Genomic DNA, 19146 nt, shown 5'->3' on the forward strand with positions numbered 1-19146 from the left:
GGATTGCTTCGAGGTGCAGATATCATTTTTTAGAAAGCCATAATTTGTATTAAGATCACCAGGGCGACAGATATTAGCCGGGAAGGAAGAAATGTGAAAATAAAAGCGGTTATTATAATGATAAGTACATTGCTTGCCGCCATAGTTTTGATATTCATACCCGCAGAAGTTCGTGCTGTAACCGAATGCTGTGCCGATTATTGGTGCGGAGTTAGAGATCGCAATGTATGGGCTGGAGGAGAAACATGGACTCTACCTGGCTATGACCCGTGCATTCCGGGGTATCAATGCTATTGGCAAAAATATGCAGTCGGCGGATATTCGCTAAATGTATTAGAAACAAAAGTATTGACGTCGGGTGACGAAAGGTTGGATGTCGTTCATGCCAATAGGACATACACATTCCCAACCGATCATCACGCATATTCTATTGTGCTTTTATGGGGTCTGAATTGGTGGCCAGGATATGACTACGGGCAAGGACCACTTGTATTTCCAGACCTTTCGTATCCTGGATCATTTCCCGCATGTATAGACAGCACTATTCCTGCCGAAGCCGTCGATATCATTTGGTCTTGTGTAGCAAATATTCCAGATGGAATATTTTATCCATGGTTTGTTGATGAAGCTTTTGCAAGTTGTGGGGTATATGCAGTTGTTCCAATATATAATTGTCAAGATGGAGAAACAATGTCATGCTATGATGGGATAGGCGGTCTCGGCCAAGGTATTTGTAAAAGCGGTATAAAAACGTGTTCAAATCACGAGTGGGATGGGCCATGTGTAGGGCAGGTACTACCGCAGCTAGATTCATGCGATTTAGAGTTAAGTTGTGGGGTGATGGGCTCAAATTGTGAGTGCTTCAACGGAGAAACTAAGCCATGCTATTACGGGCCTGATTCGACACGAGGTAAGGGCATCTGTCATGATGGGACCCAGACGTGTATAGGCGGGAGGTGGGACCCTACCTGCAATGGAGAAGTCTTACCAGAAGCAGAACAATGTGACAATCTGGATCATAATTGTAATGGTCTGATTGCGGATGGGTTTGAATGCAAACCCGGCGATACAAAACACTGCTACGAAGGACCTGGTGGAACAGAGGGCAGGGGGATCTGCCGAGGTGGAACTCAGTCATGCATGAACTGCCAATGGGACCCTACCTGCATTGGAGAAGTCCTGCCTGAAGAGGAACAGTGTGACGACAAGGATCATAACTGCAATGGCGAGACTGCGGATGGGTTTGAATGCAAACCGGGCGAGACGAGGCATTGCTACACCGGACCGGATGGAACAGAAAACAAGGGGATCTGCCGCGGCGGCAGCCAAGCATGTAACTTTTGCCAATGGGACACGGATTGTAAAGGGCAGGTATTGCCTGAGGATACCGAGAAATGCGATGGAAAAAATCACTTATGCGCGGAGAAGCCGGATACCGGCTGCGATCCTTGTTTAGATAACACTGGAAAGAGTACAACATAATAATAGTAACGAGCAATGACTGGTGGAAAATAATGATTATAGCGATAGTGGGGGGAGTATGTCAGGGTCTCTAAAAAAGAACCAGAAAATAAGATATCATGGACTTGCACCATTAATTCTTATCTTGTTTTTGTTGACTTGTTATGCGTCTCCTCTCTTTGCAGACGAGATTATTGATAGGTACGAAGAAACCAGTTGCTCTGACGGTTCATCAGACGGCAGCGGCAAAAGCATGGCAGGAAAGCCCGTAAATCTTTTTACCGGGTCCGAAACAATGACAAAGACCGATCTTTCCGTCGGCAACCTCTACCCCATAACCATCCAGCGTCAGTATAACAGCACATCGGCCTATGACAGTTCGCTTGGTTATGGTTGGTCCCTGAATTACGACAAGAGGATCTACACCTATCCCGACAACTCGGTCATTGTGCGTAAGGATTGCGGACGGAAATTGCGGTTCATCCGGAGTGGCTCGGGTTTTACTTCACCATCTGGGGAATATGGTTCTATCGTTCAGAATATAGATGGTACGTACACCTATACCGATATTAACGGATCAAGGGAAATTTACGATTTGCACGGCAGGATCGCATATGTTGTGAGCCCAAAAGGCAACTCCCTTGTCTTTACTTACGGGTCCGACGTTCGCGGCCCCATGACAGGCCTCTCCCTCTTCAACCTGGACCAGACGAATCCTCAAATCGTATCCTATGACTACCGGCTGAGTATGATCGAGGAACGAGACAGTACGAGTAATCCCACCGGCAACAGGGTCTCGTTTTCCTATGATCCGTCCACAGGAAGATTGAACGGCCTCTGGGATAATACCGGCCGTTCCGTTATCTACACCCACGACACTATCGGCAACCTGAACGGGATCAGCGGTCCTTCAACAGTCGCCACTTACGGCTACAACAGCCCGGTCAACCGGCACAGTCTTACCGACATTGACGAAGGCCAGGGTACTTACATCAATGCCTACGACAATCAAGGACGGGTCACTAAACAAACACACGGCACAGGCGTGATCGATATCGCGTACTGGCCGAATCGGACGGTCAACATTACCACTACGGTGACGGGCCCCGATGGAACAACCCTTAATACCCAGACCCGGACGGTGGAATTCAGCGGCTTGGGAATGGTGAACAAAAATACCGATACTTTTGGCAACGTTACCAACTACATTCGGGATTCGCAATCATCCAAGCTTCTTCGCGAAGAATACTGGGAGAATACGGGAACGGTCGATTCCCCGAACCTCGTGCTCAGAACCGCAAATAACTACACTTATGACAGCAAGGGCAACATGCTGACCAAGACCGAGGCTCAGGGCACGCCGCAGGAAAGGACCACAACGTACACATACCATCCCACGTTCAACGGTGTACTGACAACGACCGTCAAAAGCGTAGTAGATCCCAACCAGAACAAGGTTACGACCAATACTTACGATGACACGACTGGCAATCTCCTCACAACCAACGAGGCCGGACTTCTGGGAGACGGGACGCCCTATTCTTACACAACAGCATATACGTACGATTCAAACGGTCGCTTGGCGACCATCGACGGGCCGCGAACCGACGTCCAGGACATAACGAACTATTACTATGATTCGAGTACCGGATACCTCACCAGCATGACCCAGCCCCTCGCGGGAACGACCACCTACGCCAACTTTGACGCCCTCGGCGAACCGCAGACCGTAACCGACCCGAACGGAAACAGCACGACCTATACCTATGACACAATGGGCAGAGTGCTGACCGTCAAAGCGCCGGGAGATACGAGCGCAACGCAGTATTTCTATACATCCGGCGGATGCCCATCCTGCGGCGCGAGCAGAATTGACCATATAACGCTGCCTGAAGGGAACACGATTAATTATCACTACGATGATGGTTTAGGCAACCTCACTTCGATCAGTGACAGCCTCGGCAACAGCATCAACTATACCTACGACTCGGAAGGGAACAAGCTGAAGGAAGACATTAGAGATTCGAGTGGAAGCCTCCAGAAGACGCTCAGTTATCAGTACGATGTGTTCAATCGTCTTGCCCAGATCATAAACCCCGATTCTACCTTCACTCAGATTGGATATGACTCTAGGGGCAATCGCGCTAGTACGCTGAACCCAAATGGGAACAGCACGTCCTATCAATACGACGCTTTAAACAGACTCACTACCGTGATCCAGCCCGGCAGCGTCACGACGTCCTATAGCTACAACTCGAACAACAATTTAACCTCTGTAACCGACGCCAATAACAATGCAACAACCTACAAGTACGACGACCAAGGAAGGGTTTATCAGGTCATTTCGCCGGATACCGGGAATACAACTTACCAATATGACCCTGCAGGAAATCTAACGAGGAAAACCGATGCGAAGGGTATCTCCATCGCCTACATATACGACGCAGCGAATCGGCTGACAAAGATCGACTTCCAGACAGATACCGACATCATTTATGTCTACGATACGTGCCTGAACGGCAAGGGCAGGCTGTGCTCAATGTCAGATGCCTCAGGTACGACTACCTACGTGTACTCACCCAAAGGACAAGTTAATAAAGAAACGAAGACAATCGATAGCATTCAGCACGTCACTCAATATACTTACGATCAGAACGGCAACGTTAAGACCATGACCTATCCCTCCGGCAAGGTGATCACATACAACTACACGAACGATAATGCAGTGAGTGTCCTGAACGGCGTGACCAATCTCGCAACGAACATCAACTACAAACCTTTCGGCGGGATGAGTTCGATCACGTATGGAAATGGATTGGCTGGCAGCATCGGCTATGACAATCACTACCGTATCGTTTCCATGGCTACCGGGACCCTCCAAAATCTGATCTATGCCGACGACGCAAACGGGAACATCACCGGCGTAACGAACAACCTCGATGCGACAAAGAATAAGACATTTACGTATGATGCCCTTGATCGTCTTGCGAGCGCTAATGGCTCATGGGGCGCACTCGGCTGGACCTATGACGGGGTAGGGAACAGGCAGGCCGAAAATTCGAGTAGCTATGCCTATGCAGCGAATACGAATAAATTGACTGATGCCAATGCAATTTCCTTCGGATACGATAGTAATGGGAATACGACAACCGAAGGCTCGAAACAATACATTTACAATCAGAATCAAAGGTTGATCCAGGTAAACAATGGCGGCACAACTGCTTATTACACTTACAACGGCAATGGCCAGCGGGTGAAGAAGATCGTGAACGGAACAACGACCATCTTCCATTACAATCAAAACGGCCAGATCATCGCAGAATCAAATAGCTCTGGAACTATTACCGCGGAATATGTATACTTGAATGGTCAGCCGCTCGCGAAGATCGGAGGAGTAAACACTTACTATTACCACAACGATCATCTCGGGGCCCCGAACAAGATGACGGACAGTTCTGGAACCGTCGTATGGTCTGCAGACTACAAACCCTTCGGTGAAGCGACTGTCACCGTATCAACAATCACGAACAACCTGAGATTTCCGGGGCAGTATTTCGATACGGAGACTGGGAATCACTACAATTACTTCAGAGATTACAACCCTTCTCTTGGCAGATATATCCAAGCTGATCCAATTGGCATAAGGAAAGGGGAAAATCATATATATGCCTATGCTAGCAGCAGTCCTCTCAGGCGAGTTGATCCTCAAGGGCTGCTAAGTACAGTTGAAACTGCATTTTATAAGGCGCTGGCCGCGGGGAGTTTGGCTGAAGCTGCCATGATACTTGAGGAAGCAGGAAGTTGTATTAACGCTGAAACTAGAGCAGCGATGTCAGAAGCGCTCGCACTGGCTAACAAACTTCATCATATATTTGATAATGTAGATCATAATTTAGACCCCCTTATTAACATATTCGGCAGTGAATCACAAGCATACTCAGCGATTGTAGAGGCGACTACAAATGTCATTAACGAATTACATCTTACTGGTATCTTTGAAGTTGTGGTAAATGTCGGCGGACAGAACGTTACAGTGCGTGGAAATGTTGTCAATGGCGTTGCACAAATTGGAACGGCATTTATAAAGTAAGCCAAGAGGTTAAAAAATGGATAAAGAGATGAGCTCACTTGAAAAAGATGTAATGCTCCATCTTCTAGCAGGCAAAAATAATACATTATCCGTGCTAAGGCAACAATATTTGTCTGCGGTTGTCAAATCAAAAGAATATACAGGTGCTGGTTTTTTTATATACTTTACTATACCTAAAGACGCTCCAAAGCTTTCAAGCGAACAATCATTTGATATTGGTGATGTGGCTGCCCGTATAGATGGACTTCAGAATGGTGCAGGTTTTATTTTGTATATTAATAAAGGTACGATACGAATGCTTGAAGGGTATACCTTTGGCGAAGAGATATGGCCAAAATCAGTTGAACATTATGAGCTCTATTACACTACTAACGGAAAACGAAATTTACCCTTTTAAAAAGATCTAGAGACTTTGTTTCCTTGTCTTATTCGCCTTCTCACTTCCGAGGAAGTCATCGAGAATCTGCACCATCTGCGTGCGCTTCGGCGGTAGGAGTTTTATTCGCCACACTCTAGGGCATGCTGAAACTGAAGACCCGTAGGTGTCAAACGGTCTAAAGGAGTAAATTTCATGGATACTAAGAAAATTCTATCGTCTATATTTATTCTGACTGCTTTTCTGTTTCAGCTCGTGCACCCCTGCTATGCCGATGTCGAATGGAACATAAAAAAGCAGCTCAGTCTCGATGCCGCCCCCATTGATGTTGCTTCCTCACCGGACGGCCAATGGATATACGTCCTTGCTTCGGGAGAGATCCTCGTCTATTCCGTGCCGGAAGATAAAATCGTCAATCGTATTCCCGTGGATAAATCATTCGACAGGATAGCGCATTCCGCGCCGGACAACACGCTCATCGTCACGAGTTCTTCGGGAAAGACCCTCAAGCTTATCCAGTTGGACGTTGTTTACAAGTTCGACCTTGCAGGCCTTCCCTTCAAAGGCCCGGAGAAGGCCCCGGTCACGATCGCTGTGTTCAGCGACTACCAATGACCCTATTGCGCCCGGCTTGAGCCGGCACTCCAGCAGTTGCTGGAGAAATACCCCAGAGACGTCAAGCTCGTGTTCAAGAACTTACCGCTACCCATGCATCAGTTCGCAAGGAAAGCTTCCCTTGCCGCCCTGGCCGCGAACCGTCAGGGGAAATTCTGGGAATATCACCAAAAATTGTTTGAGGCAGGTTCGTCCCTGAGCGATGCGAAGATGCAGGATATCGCCAAAGAACTGGGTCTCGACCTTGAGAAGTTCAACAAGGATCTAAAAGACCCGGCCATCGAAAATATCATTAACCGGGATATAAAAGATGGCAGCCAGGCAGACGTGCGCGGAACGCCCACGATGTTCATGAACGGAAAGCTTGTTAAAATTCGCTCTCTCGAAGGTTTTCAGCAAATTGTCGATGCGGAGCTGAAGAAAAAGAAATAGAATATGGCGTCCGAAGTTTTAGCTCAGGGGACCGTATTGGGTCAGGCTTAGATAATTAGTTATTGGCGCCGCCCTCCTCTTCTGATAATCTCTGTTCATGCCACGGAAGCCCCGGATAGAATTCGAAGGCGCGTTTTACCATGTCATCACCCGCGGCAACCAGAGACAGAAGATATTCAAATCTCTCGCCGATTACCAGAAATACCTTCAACTGCTCACCATCTACAAGAACCGCTATCACTGCTCTATCTATGCCTATATCCTCATGGGCAACCACGTCCACATCCTGATCGAAACGAAGGACACGCCGCTTTCGAAGGTCTTCCAGGGGATCAACCAGAGCTATACCGTGTATTTCAATAAGAAGTATCATACCGTCGGCCACCTCTTTCAAGGCAGGTATAAAGCCGTGCTCTGTGACCGGGAGAACTATCTCCTGGCACTTCTCAAGTACATCCATTATAACCCCGTCCGGGCCAAGATCGCAGAGACGCTTGCCGACCATCCCTGGAGCAGCCACCATGCTTACACCGGAAAGAGCAACCTGCTGGGTCTTGTCGACACGGAGCAGGTCCTTCGTCTGTTCTCGGAGAGGAAGGGAAGGGCGCGCAAACTGTATCGAGCGTTTATCGAGGAAGCAGGCGGACTCAAGAAAGACGAGGTGTATGCCACGATCGACCAGCGTGTCCAGGGAAGCGATGAATTTGCCGAAGAAGTGCTGAGAAAATACGAAAAGACACCGGTAAAACCGTGGAGAAAAGCGTACACGTTGGACCGGATAGCAGAAGGGGTCACGGAACTCTATGGGATAAGCCCACAGTTGCTTCGTTCTTCGGGAAGAACGAGACCGTTGTCGTCTGGTCGCTGTTTGTTCAGTCTCGCGGCAAAGGATCAGGGGTATAAGGGCGTCGAGATCGCAGTATACCTTGAGAAAGAGCCGCCGTCGATATCTGCATATGACCGGAAGCGGGACCTCTTCACCGGAGACCTGACGGCATTGCAGGGGCACCTCACGCGCGGGAATAAAAACTAATAAACTTAGCCTGACCCCATTGGTGCTCCCATAAACTTAGCCTGACCCCATTGGTGCTCCCGGGCCCTGTGAAGCCATGGAAGAAGGAGCACACCCTGGACCAGATCGCGGAAGGAGTCGCGAAACTCTATGAGTTACATTCGCAGGCGCTGCGTTCCCGGGAAAGGACCAGGTCATTATCGGCCGGACGGTGTCTCTTCACGCTTGCAGCAAAAGCGCATGGGTATAGAGGGATCGAGATTGCAGGATATCTGGATAAAGAGCCGCCGTCGATATCTGCATATGACCGGAAGCGGGACCTCTTCACCGGAGACCTGACGGCATTGCAGGGGCACCTCACGCGCGGGAATAAAAACTAATAAACTTAGCCTGACCCCATTGGTGCTCCAGACTAAATGCACGTCGCGTATCAACGTCCCGTATGTTCCCCCCAAAATCAAACCGCAAGACCTGAACACTCCCCGCCAGAGGCGCGTGTCTTGAGTCCTGCTTTTTTGTCCTGCATGCTATTTTGTGCTTGCTCCCAATTCGGGAGCCTAGTATAATCTCTTGTGCGTATCATATCGCGAAAAACACTTCGTGAGTTCTGGGCGATACATGCTGATGCCGAACAGCCGTTACAGGCATGGTACCATGACGTCAAACATGCCGACTGGCAGAGTCCGGCAGATATCAAGGCGGTTTATCGGAATGCCAGCTTTCTAGCCAAAAACAGGGTCGTATTCAACATCAAGGGGAATAAATACCGGCTCGTTACTGCCGTACAATATGACTTTGGCATAGTCTTTATCCGGTTTGTCCGTACGCATAAGGATTACGATACTATCGCTGCCGGAAGCATATAATGGTGAGGTACTCATGGAAATCAAACCTATAAAAACAAAGAGAGACTACGAAGCCGCTCTGAAAGAAACCGAGCGCCTTTTTGATGCTAAGCCTGGCACCGCTGATGGCGATCGTCTCGAGGTCCTGACAGCGCTGATAAGTGTCTATGAAGAAAAGCATCATGCCGTCCCCCTTCCGAATCCCATCGATGCCATTCAGTATTACATGGAAAGCAGGGGACTGACGCGTCGCGACCTGGAAAAATTTCTCGGAAGCCGTGCGCGCGTTTCCGAAGTGCTCAACCGAAAGCGAGCGATCACGATGGAGATGATCCGTAATCTGCACAGAGGGTTGGGTATTCCGGCGGAAGTTTTGATTCAACCCTATCGCACAGTCAAGAAGGCGGCATGAAGAGGAGACATGAAAATATGAGCAGGTGGACGTGGTTCCTATCAAAAGGAGTGAATGCCATGAGCAATAAAAAAAACATAGCGCTTGTATTTCTTCTGGCGGCTTTTCTGTTTCAGTTCGTGAGCCCCTGCTACGCAGATATCGAATGGAACCTCAAAAAGCAGCTGAGCCTCGAGGCTGCCCCGATTGATGTTGCTTCCTCACCGGACGGTCAATGGATATACGTCCTTGCTTCGGGAGAGATACTTGTCTATTCCGTGCCGGAAGATAAAATCGTCAATCGTATTCCCGTGGATAAATCATTCGACAGGATAGCGCATTCGGCGCCGGACAACACGCTCATCATCACGAGTTCTTCGGGAAAAACGCTCAAACTTGTCCAGTTGGACGTAGTGTACAAGTTCGACCTTGCAGGCCTTCCCTTCAAAGGCCCGGAGAAGGCCCCGGTCACGATCGCTGTGTTCAGCGACTACCAATGACCCTACTGCGCCCGGCTTGAGCCGGCACTCCAGCAGTTGCTGGAGAAATACCCCAGAGACGTCAAGCTCGTGTTCAAGAACTTTCCGCTACCCATGCATCAGTTCGCAAGGAAAGCTTCCCTTGCCGCCCTGGCCGCGAACCGGCAAGGCAAGTTCTGGGAGTATCACCAGAAGTTGTTTGAGGCAGGTCCGTCCCTGAACGATGCAAAGATTCAGGACATTGCCAAAGAACTGGGCCTCGATCTCGAGAAGTTCAACAGGGATCTAAAAGACCCGGCCATCGAAAATATCATTAATCGGGACATAAAAGATGGCAGCCAGGCAGACGTGCGCGGAACGCCCACGATGTTCATGAACGGAAAGCTTGTTAAAATTCGCTCTCTCGAAGACTTCCAGCAAATTATCGATGCGGAGCTGAAGAAAAAGAAATAGAATATGGCGTCCCAAGTTTTAGCTCACGAGAGATGATGGGTATGCAACCTCGACCAACGGCTGCGGAGTGACGAAGGGTTCGTCGGAGAAGACCCCGTGTCGGTAACAATGTATTCGCGGCCTGACCGGGTGATAAAGAAAGCCGTGGACGATCTTTTGCAGAATCTCGATAACCTCAAAAATGCCAATAGTGAAGTCTGATGCCGGACGCCCACTGGTATGGCTTCATCGCACATCCGCATGAGAGGAGACCGGCGGCCTCTTTCTAAATTTATATGATAAAGGCCCCGGATTCTTGACCGCAGATGACCTCCTCCACCCTCGAACCCCTCCTTTTCCATTGACTTTTTACCCCGGTGAGGCTAACATTTCTTTCCGTAAATGCATCTGGAGGTAACAGCTCACGGTGCGTTCCGCTGCAGAGAAAATGCCGATGCTGTCCTCATAGCTCCTCCGGTGGAAAGCGAAAAAAGGCTTGTTCACAAGCTACGGGATCGGCTCAATTTACCGACACTTTTCATCAGGTCACTAAAAAAGCACAATTCTCAACCGCATACTTTCCGGGTACGCGGTGTGGCGCCTATCACGAAGGAATGTCCATGCTGTTTCGAAGGAAGCGAATAAAAAAACTTTCGCTCTACGCTGAGTCTCTGAACGGGAAGAACGGGCTCGAGATTGGCGGACCTTCGCACATCTTTACCGATCGCGGACTGATCCCGCTCTACCGGGTCATGGGAGGCATTGACGGCTGTAACTTCTGTGAACAGACAATATGGCAGGGAACGCTTAAGCAGGGGGCCGGAAATTACCAATATCACAATAAGAGGCCCGGCGGGTATCAATACCTGCTCGAGGCGACAGGCCTGCACGGCATTGCCCCGGGAACATATGACGCAGTACTGTCGAGCCACTGTATCGAGCATAGCGCAAATCCAATCAAGGCCCTGTCTGAGTGGATCAGGGTCTTGAAGACCGGCGGCATGCTGGTGCTGGTTGTTCCTCATAAGGACGGGACCTTCGATCATAAGAGGCCCCTGACGACGCTGGAACATCTTATTTTGGATTATGATCGGTCGACCGGGGAGGGCGACCTCGGACATCTCCCGGAGATACTGGAACATCATGATCTGGCTATGGACCCGCCCTCGGGAGATTTCGAATCATTCCGGCGGCGGTCCCTGCAGAACATTGAGAACCGCTGCCTGCATCAGCATGTGTTCGATACCGATCTCGTCGTACGCATTGTGGACTACTCGGGTCTTGAGATCCTGGACCTGCAAACAGTCCTGCCCTATCACATCATCGTGCTCGCACGGAAGAATTCCGGCATCAGGCACGACAACTCGTCCTTTCTGTCGTCATCGGCTTCGTACCAGAGAACATCCCCGTTCTCGTCAGACAGGAATGCGCGGTAATGTGCAGAGCGCCGAGCATCCTGCACTGAATTATTCTACTGTCATCACGTGAAAAGTCTGATCAAAGGGCGCCTTCGATGACCACAGAGAACGAATACTATTCTAATATAAGAAAAGATATTTTGCCGTTGTTGCCTGCTCAGCTCAATCGGGTCCTGGAAGTCGGCTGCGGTACCGGGAACACTTTAGCATGGCTGAAGGAAAATCGCGGGTGCGAGTGGATTGGCGGTGTGGAAATGAACCGTGCGGCCGCAACTCAAGCAGCGGCCAAACTGGATGCTTTATACCAGGGGAACATCGAACAACTCGATCTTCCGATACTCCCTTCAACGTTGGACCTCATTCTCTGCCTGGATGTTCTTGAACACCTGGTAGATCCCTGGCAGGTCACCTCGAGTCTCCAGAGGTTACTCAAGCCCGGCGGCTCGCTGATCATTAGTGTTCCAAACATCAGGAACAGAAGGATCCTCTTCCCGCTTCTGTTCAAGGGAAAATGGGAATATACTGAAGCTGGGATTCTCGATAAAACGCATTTGCGGTTTTTTGTTCGGGAAACCGCAATAAAGCTTGTTGAATCTGCAGGTTTTGATGTCGATATGATTCGTACTACCGGTCTGGAGCGCAAAACAAAAAAATCGAGGATCTTTATTTCCCTGCTTCCGGAATCGATCCGGTCCTTTCTTATACTTCAATATGTCATACGAGGAATCAAGCCTCTCTCAGGGGGACCTCCGTTGAAGGGCCATTTGAAAAGAGAACACTCGTCCATGCGGTTTTCCCGCCTTTAAGCGATCTTGAGATCTGCCGGCTATTATTCAGCCATAGATTTGTAGATAAAAATCAAGTCCTTTCCTTGCCGCTTTCCCCCTTTTCGATTGACTTTTCGCGCCCATGAGGCTAATATTTCAATCTATTTTCGGTCTGCCCGCGGGTCAAAACACCATGAAAATAGAGGATTTCCAGAATGCCCAAAGTCCAATTCATCTTTGCGATCCACAACCATCAGCCCGTCGGGAACTTCGATTTCGTTGCGGAAGAGGCGTATCGCAAGTCCTACCTTCCGTTCATTGAACTGCTGGAGCGCCACCCGCGGATCAGGGTAACCCTTCACTACACGGGCATTCTCTATCGCTACTTTGAGAAGCATCATCCCGATTTCATCGACCGGCTCAAGCGGCTCGCGGCGGACGGAAGGGCGGAGATCCTCTCCGGCGGGTTCTACGAACCGATCCTCGCCGTGCTGCCCGACGAAGACAAGGTCGGCCAGATCCGCGCGCTGTCGGCTTATATCGGCCGCGTGATCGGCCGGCAGCCGGAAGGCATGTGGCTCGCGGAGCGCGTCTGGGAGCCGCATATGCCCAAGTTCATTTCAGCGGCCGGCATCAATCACGTTGTGGTGGACGACTTCCACTTCAAGATGGCCGGCCTCCACGACGACGAGCTCGACGGCTATTATCTGACGGAAGAGCAGGACGCGGTGGTGCGTATCTTCCCGGGGAGCGAGCGGTTGCGCTACCTGATCCCGTTCCATCAGCCCGAGGAGACGATCGCCCATCTTTCCGGGCTCCGCTCCCCGGAGCGGAACAGGCTGGCGGTCATGGCCGATGACGGGGAAAAGTTCGGCGTCTGGCCGGAGACCTACCGGTCCGTATACGAAGAAGGCTGGCTCGAGCGGTTCTTTACCCTGATCGAGCAGAATGCCGGCTGGCTCGAGACCACGACCTTTTCCGGGTATTTGCAGAAGGAGCCGGCGCTTGGAAGGATCTACCTGCCCACGGCATCCTACATGGAAATGGGCGAGTGGTCGCTCCCGCCGCGTGCCATGAAGGAGTACGACGACGTCCTGGCCAGGGCGAAGAGCGGCCCTGACTTCGATTTGATCCGTCCCTTCATCAAGGGCGGTTTCTGGCGGAATTTTCTCTCCAAGTACCCGGAAAGCAACCACATGCACAAGCGCATGCTGATGGTGAGCCGCAAGGTGCGCGAGGCGATCGATACGGGAAGGAAAGGCTCCGAGGCATCGCGCATGGTCGACCATTTGTACCAGTCCCAGTGCAATGACGCGTACTGGCACGGCGTGTTCGGGGGGCTCTACCTGCCCCACCTGAGGTCGGCCGTGTACGAGCATCTGATCCAGGCGGAGTATCTTGCGGACAAGGCGCTCAAGACGGGCAGGGCGGAAGGGGCAGGGGGCAAGGGGACAACCCGGAAAGAAAAGGCGTCCTGGCTCGATATCGAGGCCGGGGATTTCGACGCGGACGGCCGCGAAGAAGTGATGCTGAACTCCGAGCTCCTGAACCTCTTTGTCGATCCGGCAGACGGCGGCAGGCTCGCCGAGCTGGACTGGAAGCCCCGCTCCTTCAACCTTGCGAATACGCTGACCCGGAGGAACGAGGTCTATCACGAGAAACTGCTCCAGCTGGCAAGGGACGCTGCGGCAGGCCAGTCCGGGGGCGGCGCGAAAACGATCCATGAGCGGGTTGCCGTGAAGGAGGAGGGGCTTCAGGACCACCTCACGTACGACCGGTACAGCCGCGGGTCGCTCCTCGACCATTTCCTGGGATCGGGCGCGGACCTCGAGGGCTTCATGCGGTCCGACTATCCCGAGGCCGGCGATTTTCTCACCGGCGCGTACGTGATGCGATCGAAAAAGACGGGCTCCCGGTCATCGGTGGTCCTTGAGCGCGACGGAGCCGTTTCCGGGCTGGCCGTGAAGCTCCACAAAGAGATCTCGCTCGCCGGCGGAGCTCCGGAGTTCACGGTCCACTACGAGATCACGAACCGCAGCAAAGAAGAATTGAATGCCAGTTTCGGCTCGGAGTTCAACATTTCGCTCCTTGCCGGGAACGCCCCCGACCGCTACTACGACATCCCGGGGCATGTGCTGGACAGGAGGAACCTCGCGTCCACGGGCGAAACGAACAATGTGAGCCGGGTGAGCCTCGTCGACGAGTGGCTCAAGCTCAAGCTGACGCTCGCCTTCAGCCAGCCGGCCGCGCTCTGGCGGGCGCCGGTGGAGACCGTCTCTCAGTCCGAAGCGGGATTCGAGCGCGTGTACCAGAGCTCGATGGTGATGCCTCTCTGGCGCATATCGCTCAGGCCGGGCGCGGCCTGGGAAACGACGATCACGGTTGCCATCGAGTAACGAATGGACAATGAAAAATGAAGAAGGGTCATAAAGGTCAGAGAAGCGAGGTTGTAATAAGCATGAAGAAGATCATAGTTCTGTTTCTGTTCGTCCTGTTCCTCGGTTCAGCAGCAATCGCCGCGGACAAGCCGCTCGGCGTCGAGGAGTTCACGTCGGTGGAGGAGCTCGCCGTGTCCCTGTCGACGTACTTCCCCAAGGCCCAGGGCGACGTGAAGGCCGTTCAGGGCGACCGTCTGACGCTGTCGCTCGCGAAGAAGGACGGCATCATCCCCGGCATGATGCTCACGCTCTGGCGCGACGGCAAGGAGATCCTGCACCCCGTGACGAACGCGGTGATCGGAAGGGCCGAGGACGAGATCGGCACGATCGAGGTGACCAGCGTCGGCGAGGCGTCCTCGACGGCAATCATGAAGAAAAAGCTGAAGGACCCGGCGGTCGGAGACCGGGCGCGGATCACTCCCCGGCGGATCAACCTCGCGGTCCTTCCGATCCAGCCGGACCATCCGGAGATCGTCCGGACCCTCGTCGAGCGGTTGAACGAGTTCGGCAGGTTCAACGTGCTCGACCCGGACAAAGTGTATGCCTTCGTGAGGAACAGCAAGACCATGGGCACCTCCACGGTGAAGGAACTGGGGACCGCCTTCGGCCTGGACGCCGTCATTTCCCTCGGCATGTATCCTTCCGAGGGCAGGCTCATGGTGACCGCGCGGATCTTCTACACCGAGGACGCGAGCCAGCTCGACACGATCGTGGCCATGCTCAATCTCCAGTCCAAAAAGACTTCGCTCGGCGAGATCAAGCCCTACTTCGTCCCCGTGAAGGAGGAAAGTACGATCAGCGCGGAACTGCCCTTTGTGGCACAGTCCTTTGTTTCCGCGGATTTCGAAGGCGACGGCAGACTGGAATATGCCTTTTCCGACGGGACCAGGGTCCATGTGTACCGGAACGAACCCTCGGGCTGGCGCGAGGTATGGACCGAGATCCCCGCGCACAAGCCTGGCGCAGTCATGGAGTGGCAGGGCCAGACCACGGTCACCGAGGAAATCAATGCGATCCAGCTCATCAATCTCGATGCCGCGGACATCAACGGCAATGGACGGCCGGAGCTTTTCGTGACGGCCATGGTGAACGGAAAGGTCGTCTCGTGGGTCATCGAGTTCCAGGACGGCGCCTACCGCCGCAGTGCCGATGTTCCGGGTTTCCTGCGCGTCGTCAACTACCCGGGCAAGGGTACGATCCTGCTCGGACAGGCGTACGATCCGGCGACCTTCTATGCCGGACAGCCGAGGCAGTATGTCTGGTCCCAGGGGAAATACACGCCCGGCGAGGAACTCGCATTGCCGAAGGGACTGCCGCTCTACGGATGGACCTACGCGAATGTCGGAGAGCGCCAGCCGCTGCTCGTCGCGCTCGACGAAGATGACCGGCTGGTTGTCTATTCCGGCGATATGATGGCATGGAAGAGCGCGGACACCTATCCCATCATGGACTTTTATGTGTACAAGCCCGTTACGGGCATCTCCGCGGCGCTCGGGAAACAGCCGGACAAGGGCCAGCGTGAGCGGCTCAGAGGCAGGGTGGTGGCTCTCGACCTGAACGGAGACGGCAAGGATGAGATCCTCGTGCCCAAGAACACAACCTCGCTGCTCCTCGGCGGGTTCACGGGCGCTGAACTGTACGGCATGGGCTGGACCGGGGCGCGGTTCGACACGGTCTGGAGCAACAAGGGCGTGCCCGGCCCCGTCTACGACTTCCGCGCCCTGCCCTCGGGCCAGGGAGCCGGGATCGCGGCGCTGGTCAGGACGAAGGGCGGCCTGTTCACCAAGGACCAGCAGCAGGTGATGACCTTTACCATAAAGTGAGGGAGGCCGGGTGCGCGAGGCGCCGCAGGCTGAGGGCGACCGGAAACCCGGCAGAGGAATGAAGACAAAACATCCGACGATTGAAGAACTGCGCGCCCGGGTCGATGGGGCCGGACTTCCGAAGCATGTCGCGATCATCATGGACGGCAACGGGCGTTGGGCGCTGCGAAAAGGGCTGCCGCGGCTCGCGGGGCACAAGCGCGGCGTCGAGACCGTGCGGCGCGTGACCGAAGAGTGCAGGCGGCTCGGCATATCGGTGCTGACGCTCTATGCCTTTTCCGACGAGAACTGGGGCAGGCCCAAGGAGGAGGTGGGATTCCTCATGGACCTGCTCGGCACATTCCTGAAGGCCGAGATCACCACGATGAAGACGAACGGCATCCGGTTCCGGGCCATCGGCAGGATCGAACGCCTGCCGGCATCGGCCAGGACCTGGATCGAGAAGGCCATGGCGGAGACCGCGGACAACACGGGAATGGTGCTGAACCTGGCGCTCTCCTACGGCGGCCGCGGCGAGATCCTCGAGGCGATCAGGCGGCTGTGGTCCGCAAACGGATCGGCATTGGTCGTCACCGAGGAGGCTTTTTCGGCATGCCTCGACACCGCGGGCCTGCCCGATCCCGACCTCATCATCCGAACGAGCGGCGAAAAGCGCATCAGCAACTTCCTTCTATGGCAGGCCGCCTATGCCGAGCTTTATTTCACCGACACGCTCTGGCCTGACTTCGCAGAGATGGACCTCCTGGCCGCGCTCGCGGACTACCAGGGCAGGCAGCGGCGTTTCGGTCTGACCCAGGACCAGCTCGTCCGCAAGTAGCCGGCGCGGGCAATCCACCTGTTCCGGACCCCGGTCCGGGGAGAACAAGAATGCTCACACAAAGGATACTCTCGGGCCTGCTGTTCCTTCCGGTCTTCTACCTCGTGACGTGGAGGCTGCACCCCGTCTACTTCACGGCGCTCGTGCTCGTGGCTGTTGTTGTCGGGCAGCATGAATTCTACCGGATGGCGAAGGCGCGGGGGATCACGCCCGACAGCGTGCTCGGAATGATCCTCGGCGCGCTTGTGGTCCTGGAGTCCTATCATCCGGTCCCCGCCGGCGAACTCCGGTATTCCCTTGCGGCCATCATGCTCGCGGTCATGATCGGCAGGCTTTTTTCGCCCCGGTCCGTGGACGGAGCCCTGGAGGACATCTCGGTGACCGCCCTGGGCGTTTTCTACGTGGCCTTTCTCTTCAGCTTCCAGGTGGCGGTCCGCATGCTGGCGGACGGGAAACAATGGCTCGTGTTCCTGTTCTTCATCATCTGGGCGTCCGATATCGGCGCCTATTCCATAGGGATCCCCTTCGGGAAGCACCGGCTGTACGTAAAGGTGAGCCCGAAGAAGAGCGTCGAGGGGTTCCTGGGCGCGCTGGCCGCAGCGGCGGGGATGGCGCTCATCTGCAGGTCCTGGTTCATGCCGTCCCTCGGCGTCACGGAGGCGGTCGGCATTGCCCTGGCGCTTGCCGCAATCGGCACCGCCGGGGACCTGGTGGAATCGCTCATCAAGCGCGCGGCCGGGGTCAAGGATTCGGGAAGCATTATTCCCGGCCATGGCGGCATCCTGGACCGCATGGACAGCATGCTGTTCGCCGCGCCGGTGCTGTACTATTATTTGAAGATGAGATGAAGCATTTGGAAGAGGGGAGCCGCGAGGCAGAATACGGAAGAACGGTCTTTGCGCTGTTGTCCGTAACCTGTCTCCCGGCTGCCAACTCCTGACTCCTCACTATGGTCAAGCAGATCTCCATCCTCGGTTCCACCGGGTCCATCGGGCAATCCACGCTCTCGGTCGTCGAAAAGTTCCCCGACCGGTACCGCGTTGTCGCTCTTGCGGCGGGGAACAACATCGAGATGCTCGAGCGTCAGGTCCGCCGCTTCCGGCCGGAGAGCGTCGCGGTCGCAAGCGCCGAAGCGGCAGGGATGCTGCGACAGCGCTGCTCGGACGTGAAGGTCCGTATCTTTTCCGGGGTCGAAGGCATGATCCAGGTCGCGGCTGCCGAGGCCGCGGACATCACGGTCTCGGCCATCGTCGGCACGGCCGGGCTGGTGCCGACCATGGCGGCGATCCGTGCGGGGAAAACGATCGCGCTCGCGAACAAGGAAGTGCTGGTCACGGCGGGCGAACTGGTCATGGCCGAGTGCCGGTCCCGGGGCGTGGCGCTCCTTCCCGTGGACAGCGAGCACAGCGCGATCTTCCAGTGCCTGCGGGCCGGCGCGAACCAGGACGTCAGGAACCTCATCCTGACCGCGTCGGGCGGCCCCTTCAGGAACTTTACGAAAAAGGACCTGGCCGGCGTGACCCTGGCGCAGGCCCTCAAGCACCCCAACTGGAGCATGGGCAGGAAGATCACCATCGATTCTGCAACCATGATGAACAAGGGCCTTGAGGTTATAGAGGCAAAGTGGCTATTCGCTATGCCGCCCGAGAATATATCCGTACATATCCATCCCCAGAGCATAATCCATTCCATGGTGGAGTACATCGACGGCTGCGTCATGGCCCAGCTTGGCGTTCCCGACATGAAGGCA

General features: G+C 53.9%; 16 protein-coding genes and 2 pseudogenes. All 18 read left to right on the forward strand.

Annotation, left to right across the window (positions count from 1 at the left end):
* Positions 1-93: 93 nt before the first annotated feature.
* Positions 94-1482, forward strand: a complete 1389-nt coding sequence (locus VL197_03760; GenBank protein ID HUJ17088.1) for a hypothetical protein — start codon at positions 94-96, stop codon at positions 1480-1482.
* A 58-nt stretch (positions 1483-1540) separates the two neighbouring features.
* Positions 1541-5551: an RHS repeat-associated core domain-containing protein gene (locus tag VL197_03765; GenBank protein HUJ17089.1), complete on the forward strand. Its 4011-nt coding sequence runs from the start codon at positions 1541-1543 to the stop codon at positions 5549-5551.
* A 16-nt stretch (positions 5552-5567) separates the two neighbouring features.
* Positions 5568-5948 (forward strand): hypothetical protein, encoded by a 381-nt coding sequence (locus VL197_03770; GenBank protein HUJ17090.1) that lies wholly within the window; start codon positions 5568-5570, stop codon positions 5946-5948.
* 174 nt (positions 5949-6122) lie between these two features.
* Positions 6123-6542: a hypothetical protein gene (locus VL197_03775; GenBank protein ID HUJ17091.1), complete on the forward strand. Its 420-nt coding sequence runs from the start codon at positions 6123-6125 to the stop codon at positions 6540-6542.
* Positions 6543-6554: 12 nt separating this feature from the next.
* Positions 6555-6974, forward strand: a pseudogene (locus tag VL197_03780) (DsbA family protein).
* Positions 6975-7071: 97 nt separating this feature from the next.
* Entirely contained in the window at positions 7072-8007 is a 936-nt protein-coding gene (locus VL197_03785; protein ID HUJ17092.1) for a transposase, read from the forward strand.
* 68 nt (positions 8008-8075) lie between these two features.
* Complete coding sequence (locus VL197_03790) at positions 8076-8366, forward strand: hypothetical protein (protein ID HUJ17093.1); 291 nt, start codon at positions 8076-8078, stop codon at positions 8364-8366.
* Between the two features lie 192 nt (positions 8367-8558).
* On the forward strand, positions 8559-8852 hold the full coding sequence (locus VL197_03795) for a type II toxin-antitoxin system HigB family toxin (GenBank protein HUJ17094.1): 294 nt from the start codon (positions 8559-8561) through the stop codon (positions 8850-8852).
* A gap of 13 nt (positions 8853-8865) precedes the next feature.
* A complete protein-coding gene (locus VL197_03800) occupies positions 8866-9243 on the forward strand; it encodes a helix-turn-helix domain-containing protein (GenBank protein HUJ17095.1) in 378 nt (125 codons plus the stop codon).
* A 59-nt stretch (positions 9244-9302) separates the two neighbouring features.
* A complete protein-coding gene (locus tag VL197_03805; protein ID HUJ17096.1) occupies positions 9303-9722 on the forward strand; it encodes a hypothetical protein in 420 nt (139 codons plus the stop codon).
* Between the two features lie 12 nt (positions 9723-9734).
* A pseudogene (locus VL197_03810) lies at positions 9735-10154 on the forward strand (DsbA family protein).
* Positions 10155-10753: 599 nt separating this feature from the next.
* On the forward strand, positions 10754-11569 hold the full coding sequence (locus tag VL197_03815) for a methyltransferase domain-containing protein (GenBank protein ID HUJ17097.1): 816 nt from the start codon (positions 10754-10756) through the stop codon (positions 11567-11569).
* A 77-nt stretch (positions 11570-11646) separates the two neighbouring features.
* On the forward strand, positions 11647-12357 hold the full coding sequence (locus VL197_03820; GenBank protein HUJ17098.1) for a methyltransferase domain-containing protein: 711 nt from the start codon (positions 11647-11649) through the stop codon (positions 12355-12357).
* A 176-nt stretch (positions 12358-12533) separates the two neighbouring features.
* Positions 12534-14714, forward strand: coding sequence for an alpha-amylase/4-alpha-glucanotransferase domain-containing protein (locus VL197_03825; protein HUJ17099.1), 2181 nt, complete (start codon positions 12534-12536; stop codon positions 14712-14714).
* Between the two features lie 62 nt (positions 14715-14776).
* Positions 14777-16579, forward strand: coding sequence for a VCBS repeat-containing protein (locus tag VL197_03830; protein HUJ17100.1), 1803 nt, complete (start codon positions 14777-14779; stop codon positions 16577-16579).
* Between the two features lie 58 nt (positions 16580-16637).
* Positions 16638-17396, forward strand: coding sequence for an isoprenyl transferase (locus tag VL197_03835; protein ID HUJ17101.1), 759 nt, complete (start codon positions 16638-16640; stop codon positions 17394-17396).
* A gap of 50 nt (positions 17397-17446) precedes the next feature.
* Positions 17447-18244 (forward strand): phosphatidate cytidylyltransferase, encoded by a 798-nt coding sequence (locus tag VL197_03840; protein ID HUJ17102.1) that lies wholly within the window; start codon positions 17447-17449, stop codon positions 18242-18244.
* Between the two features lie 101 nt (positions 18245-18345).
* Positions 18346-19146, forward strand: an 801-nt coding sequence (gene dxr / locus VL197_03845; protein ID HUJ17103.1) for a 1-deoxy-D-xylulose-5-phosphate reductoisomerase, incomplete at its 3' end; no start/stop codon positions are given.

It is taken from the genome of Nitrospirota bacterium (assembly GCA_035516965.1).
Taxonomy (GTDB): domain Bacteria; phylum Nitrospirota; class UBA9217; order UBA9217; family UBA9217; genus MHEA01.

Coding starts and splice junctions, on each gene's coding strand:
- VL197_03770 (HUJ17090.1), top strand. CDS start 5,568: ATGGATAAAGAGATGAGCTCACTTGAAAAAGATGTAATGCTCCATCTT.
- VL197_03815 (HUJ17097.1), top strand. CDS start 10,754: ATGCTGTTTCGAAGGAAGCGAATAAAAAAACTTTCGCTCTACGCTGAG.
- VL197_03825 (HUJ17099.1), top strand. CDS start 12,534: ATGCCCAAAGTCCAATTCATCTTTGCGATCCACAACCATCAGCCCGTC.
- VL197_03835 (HUJ17101.1), top strand. CDS start 16,638: ATGAAGACAAAACATCCGACGATTGAAGAACTGCGCGCCCGGGTCGAT.
- VL197_03785 (HUJ17092.1), top strand. CDS start 7,072: ATGCCACGGAAGCCCCGGATAGAATTCGAAGGCGCGTTTTACCATGTC.
- VL197_03830 (HUJ17100.1), top strand. CDS start 14,777: ATGAAGAAGATCATAGTTCTGTTTCTGTTCGTCCTGTTCCTCGGTTCA.
- VL197_03820 (HUJ17098.1), top strand. CDS start 11,647: ATGACCACAGAGAACGAATACTATTCTAATATAAGAAAAGATATTTTG.
- VL197_03775 (HUJ17091.1), top strand. CDS start 6,123: ATGGATACTAAGAAAATTCTATCGTCTATATTTATTCTGACTGCTTTT.
- VL197_03765 (HUJ17089.1), top strand. CDS start 1,541: ATGTCAGGGTCTCTAAAAAAGAACCAGAAAATAAGATATCATGGACTT.
- VL197_03805 (HUJ17096.1), top strand. CDS start 9,303: ATGAGCAATAAAAAAAACATAGCGCTTGTATTTCTTCTGGCGGCTTTT.
- VL197_03840 (HUJ17102.1), top strand. CDS start 17,447: ATGCTCACACAAAGGATACTCTCGGGCCTGCTGTTCCTTCCGGTCTTC.
- VL197_03800 (HUJ17095.1), top strand. CDS start 8,866: ATGGAAATCAAACCTATAAAAACAAAGAGAGACTACGAAGCCGCTCTG.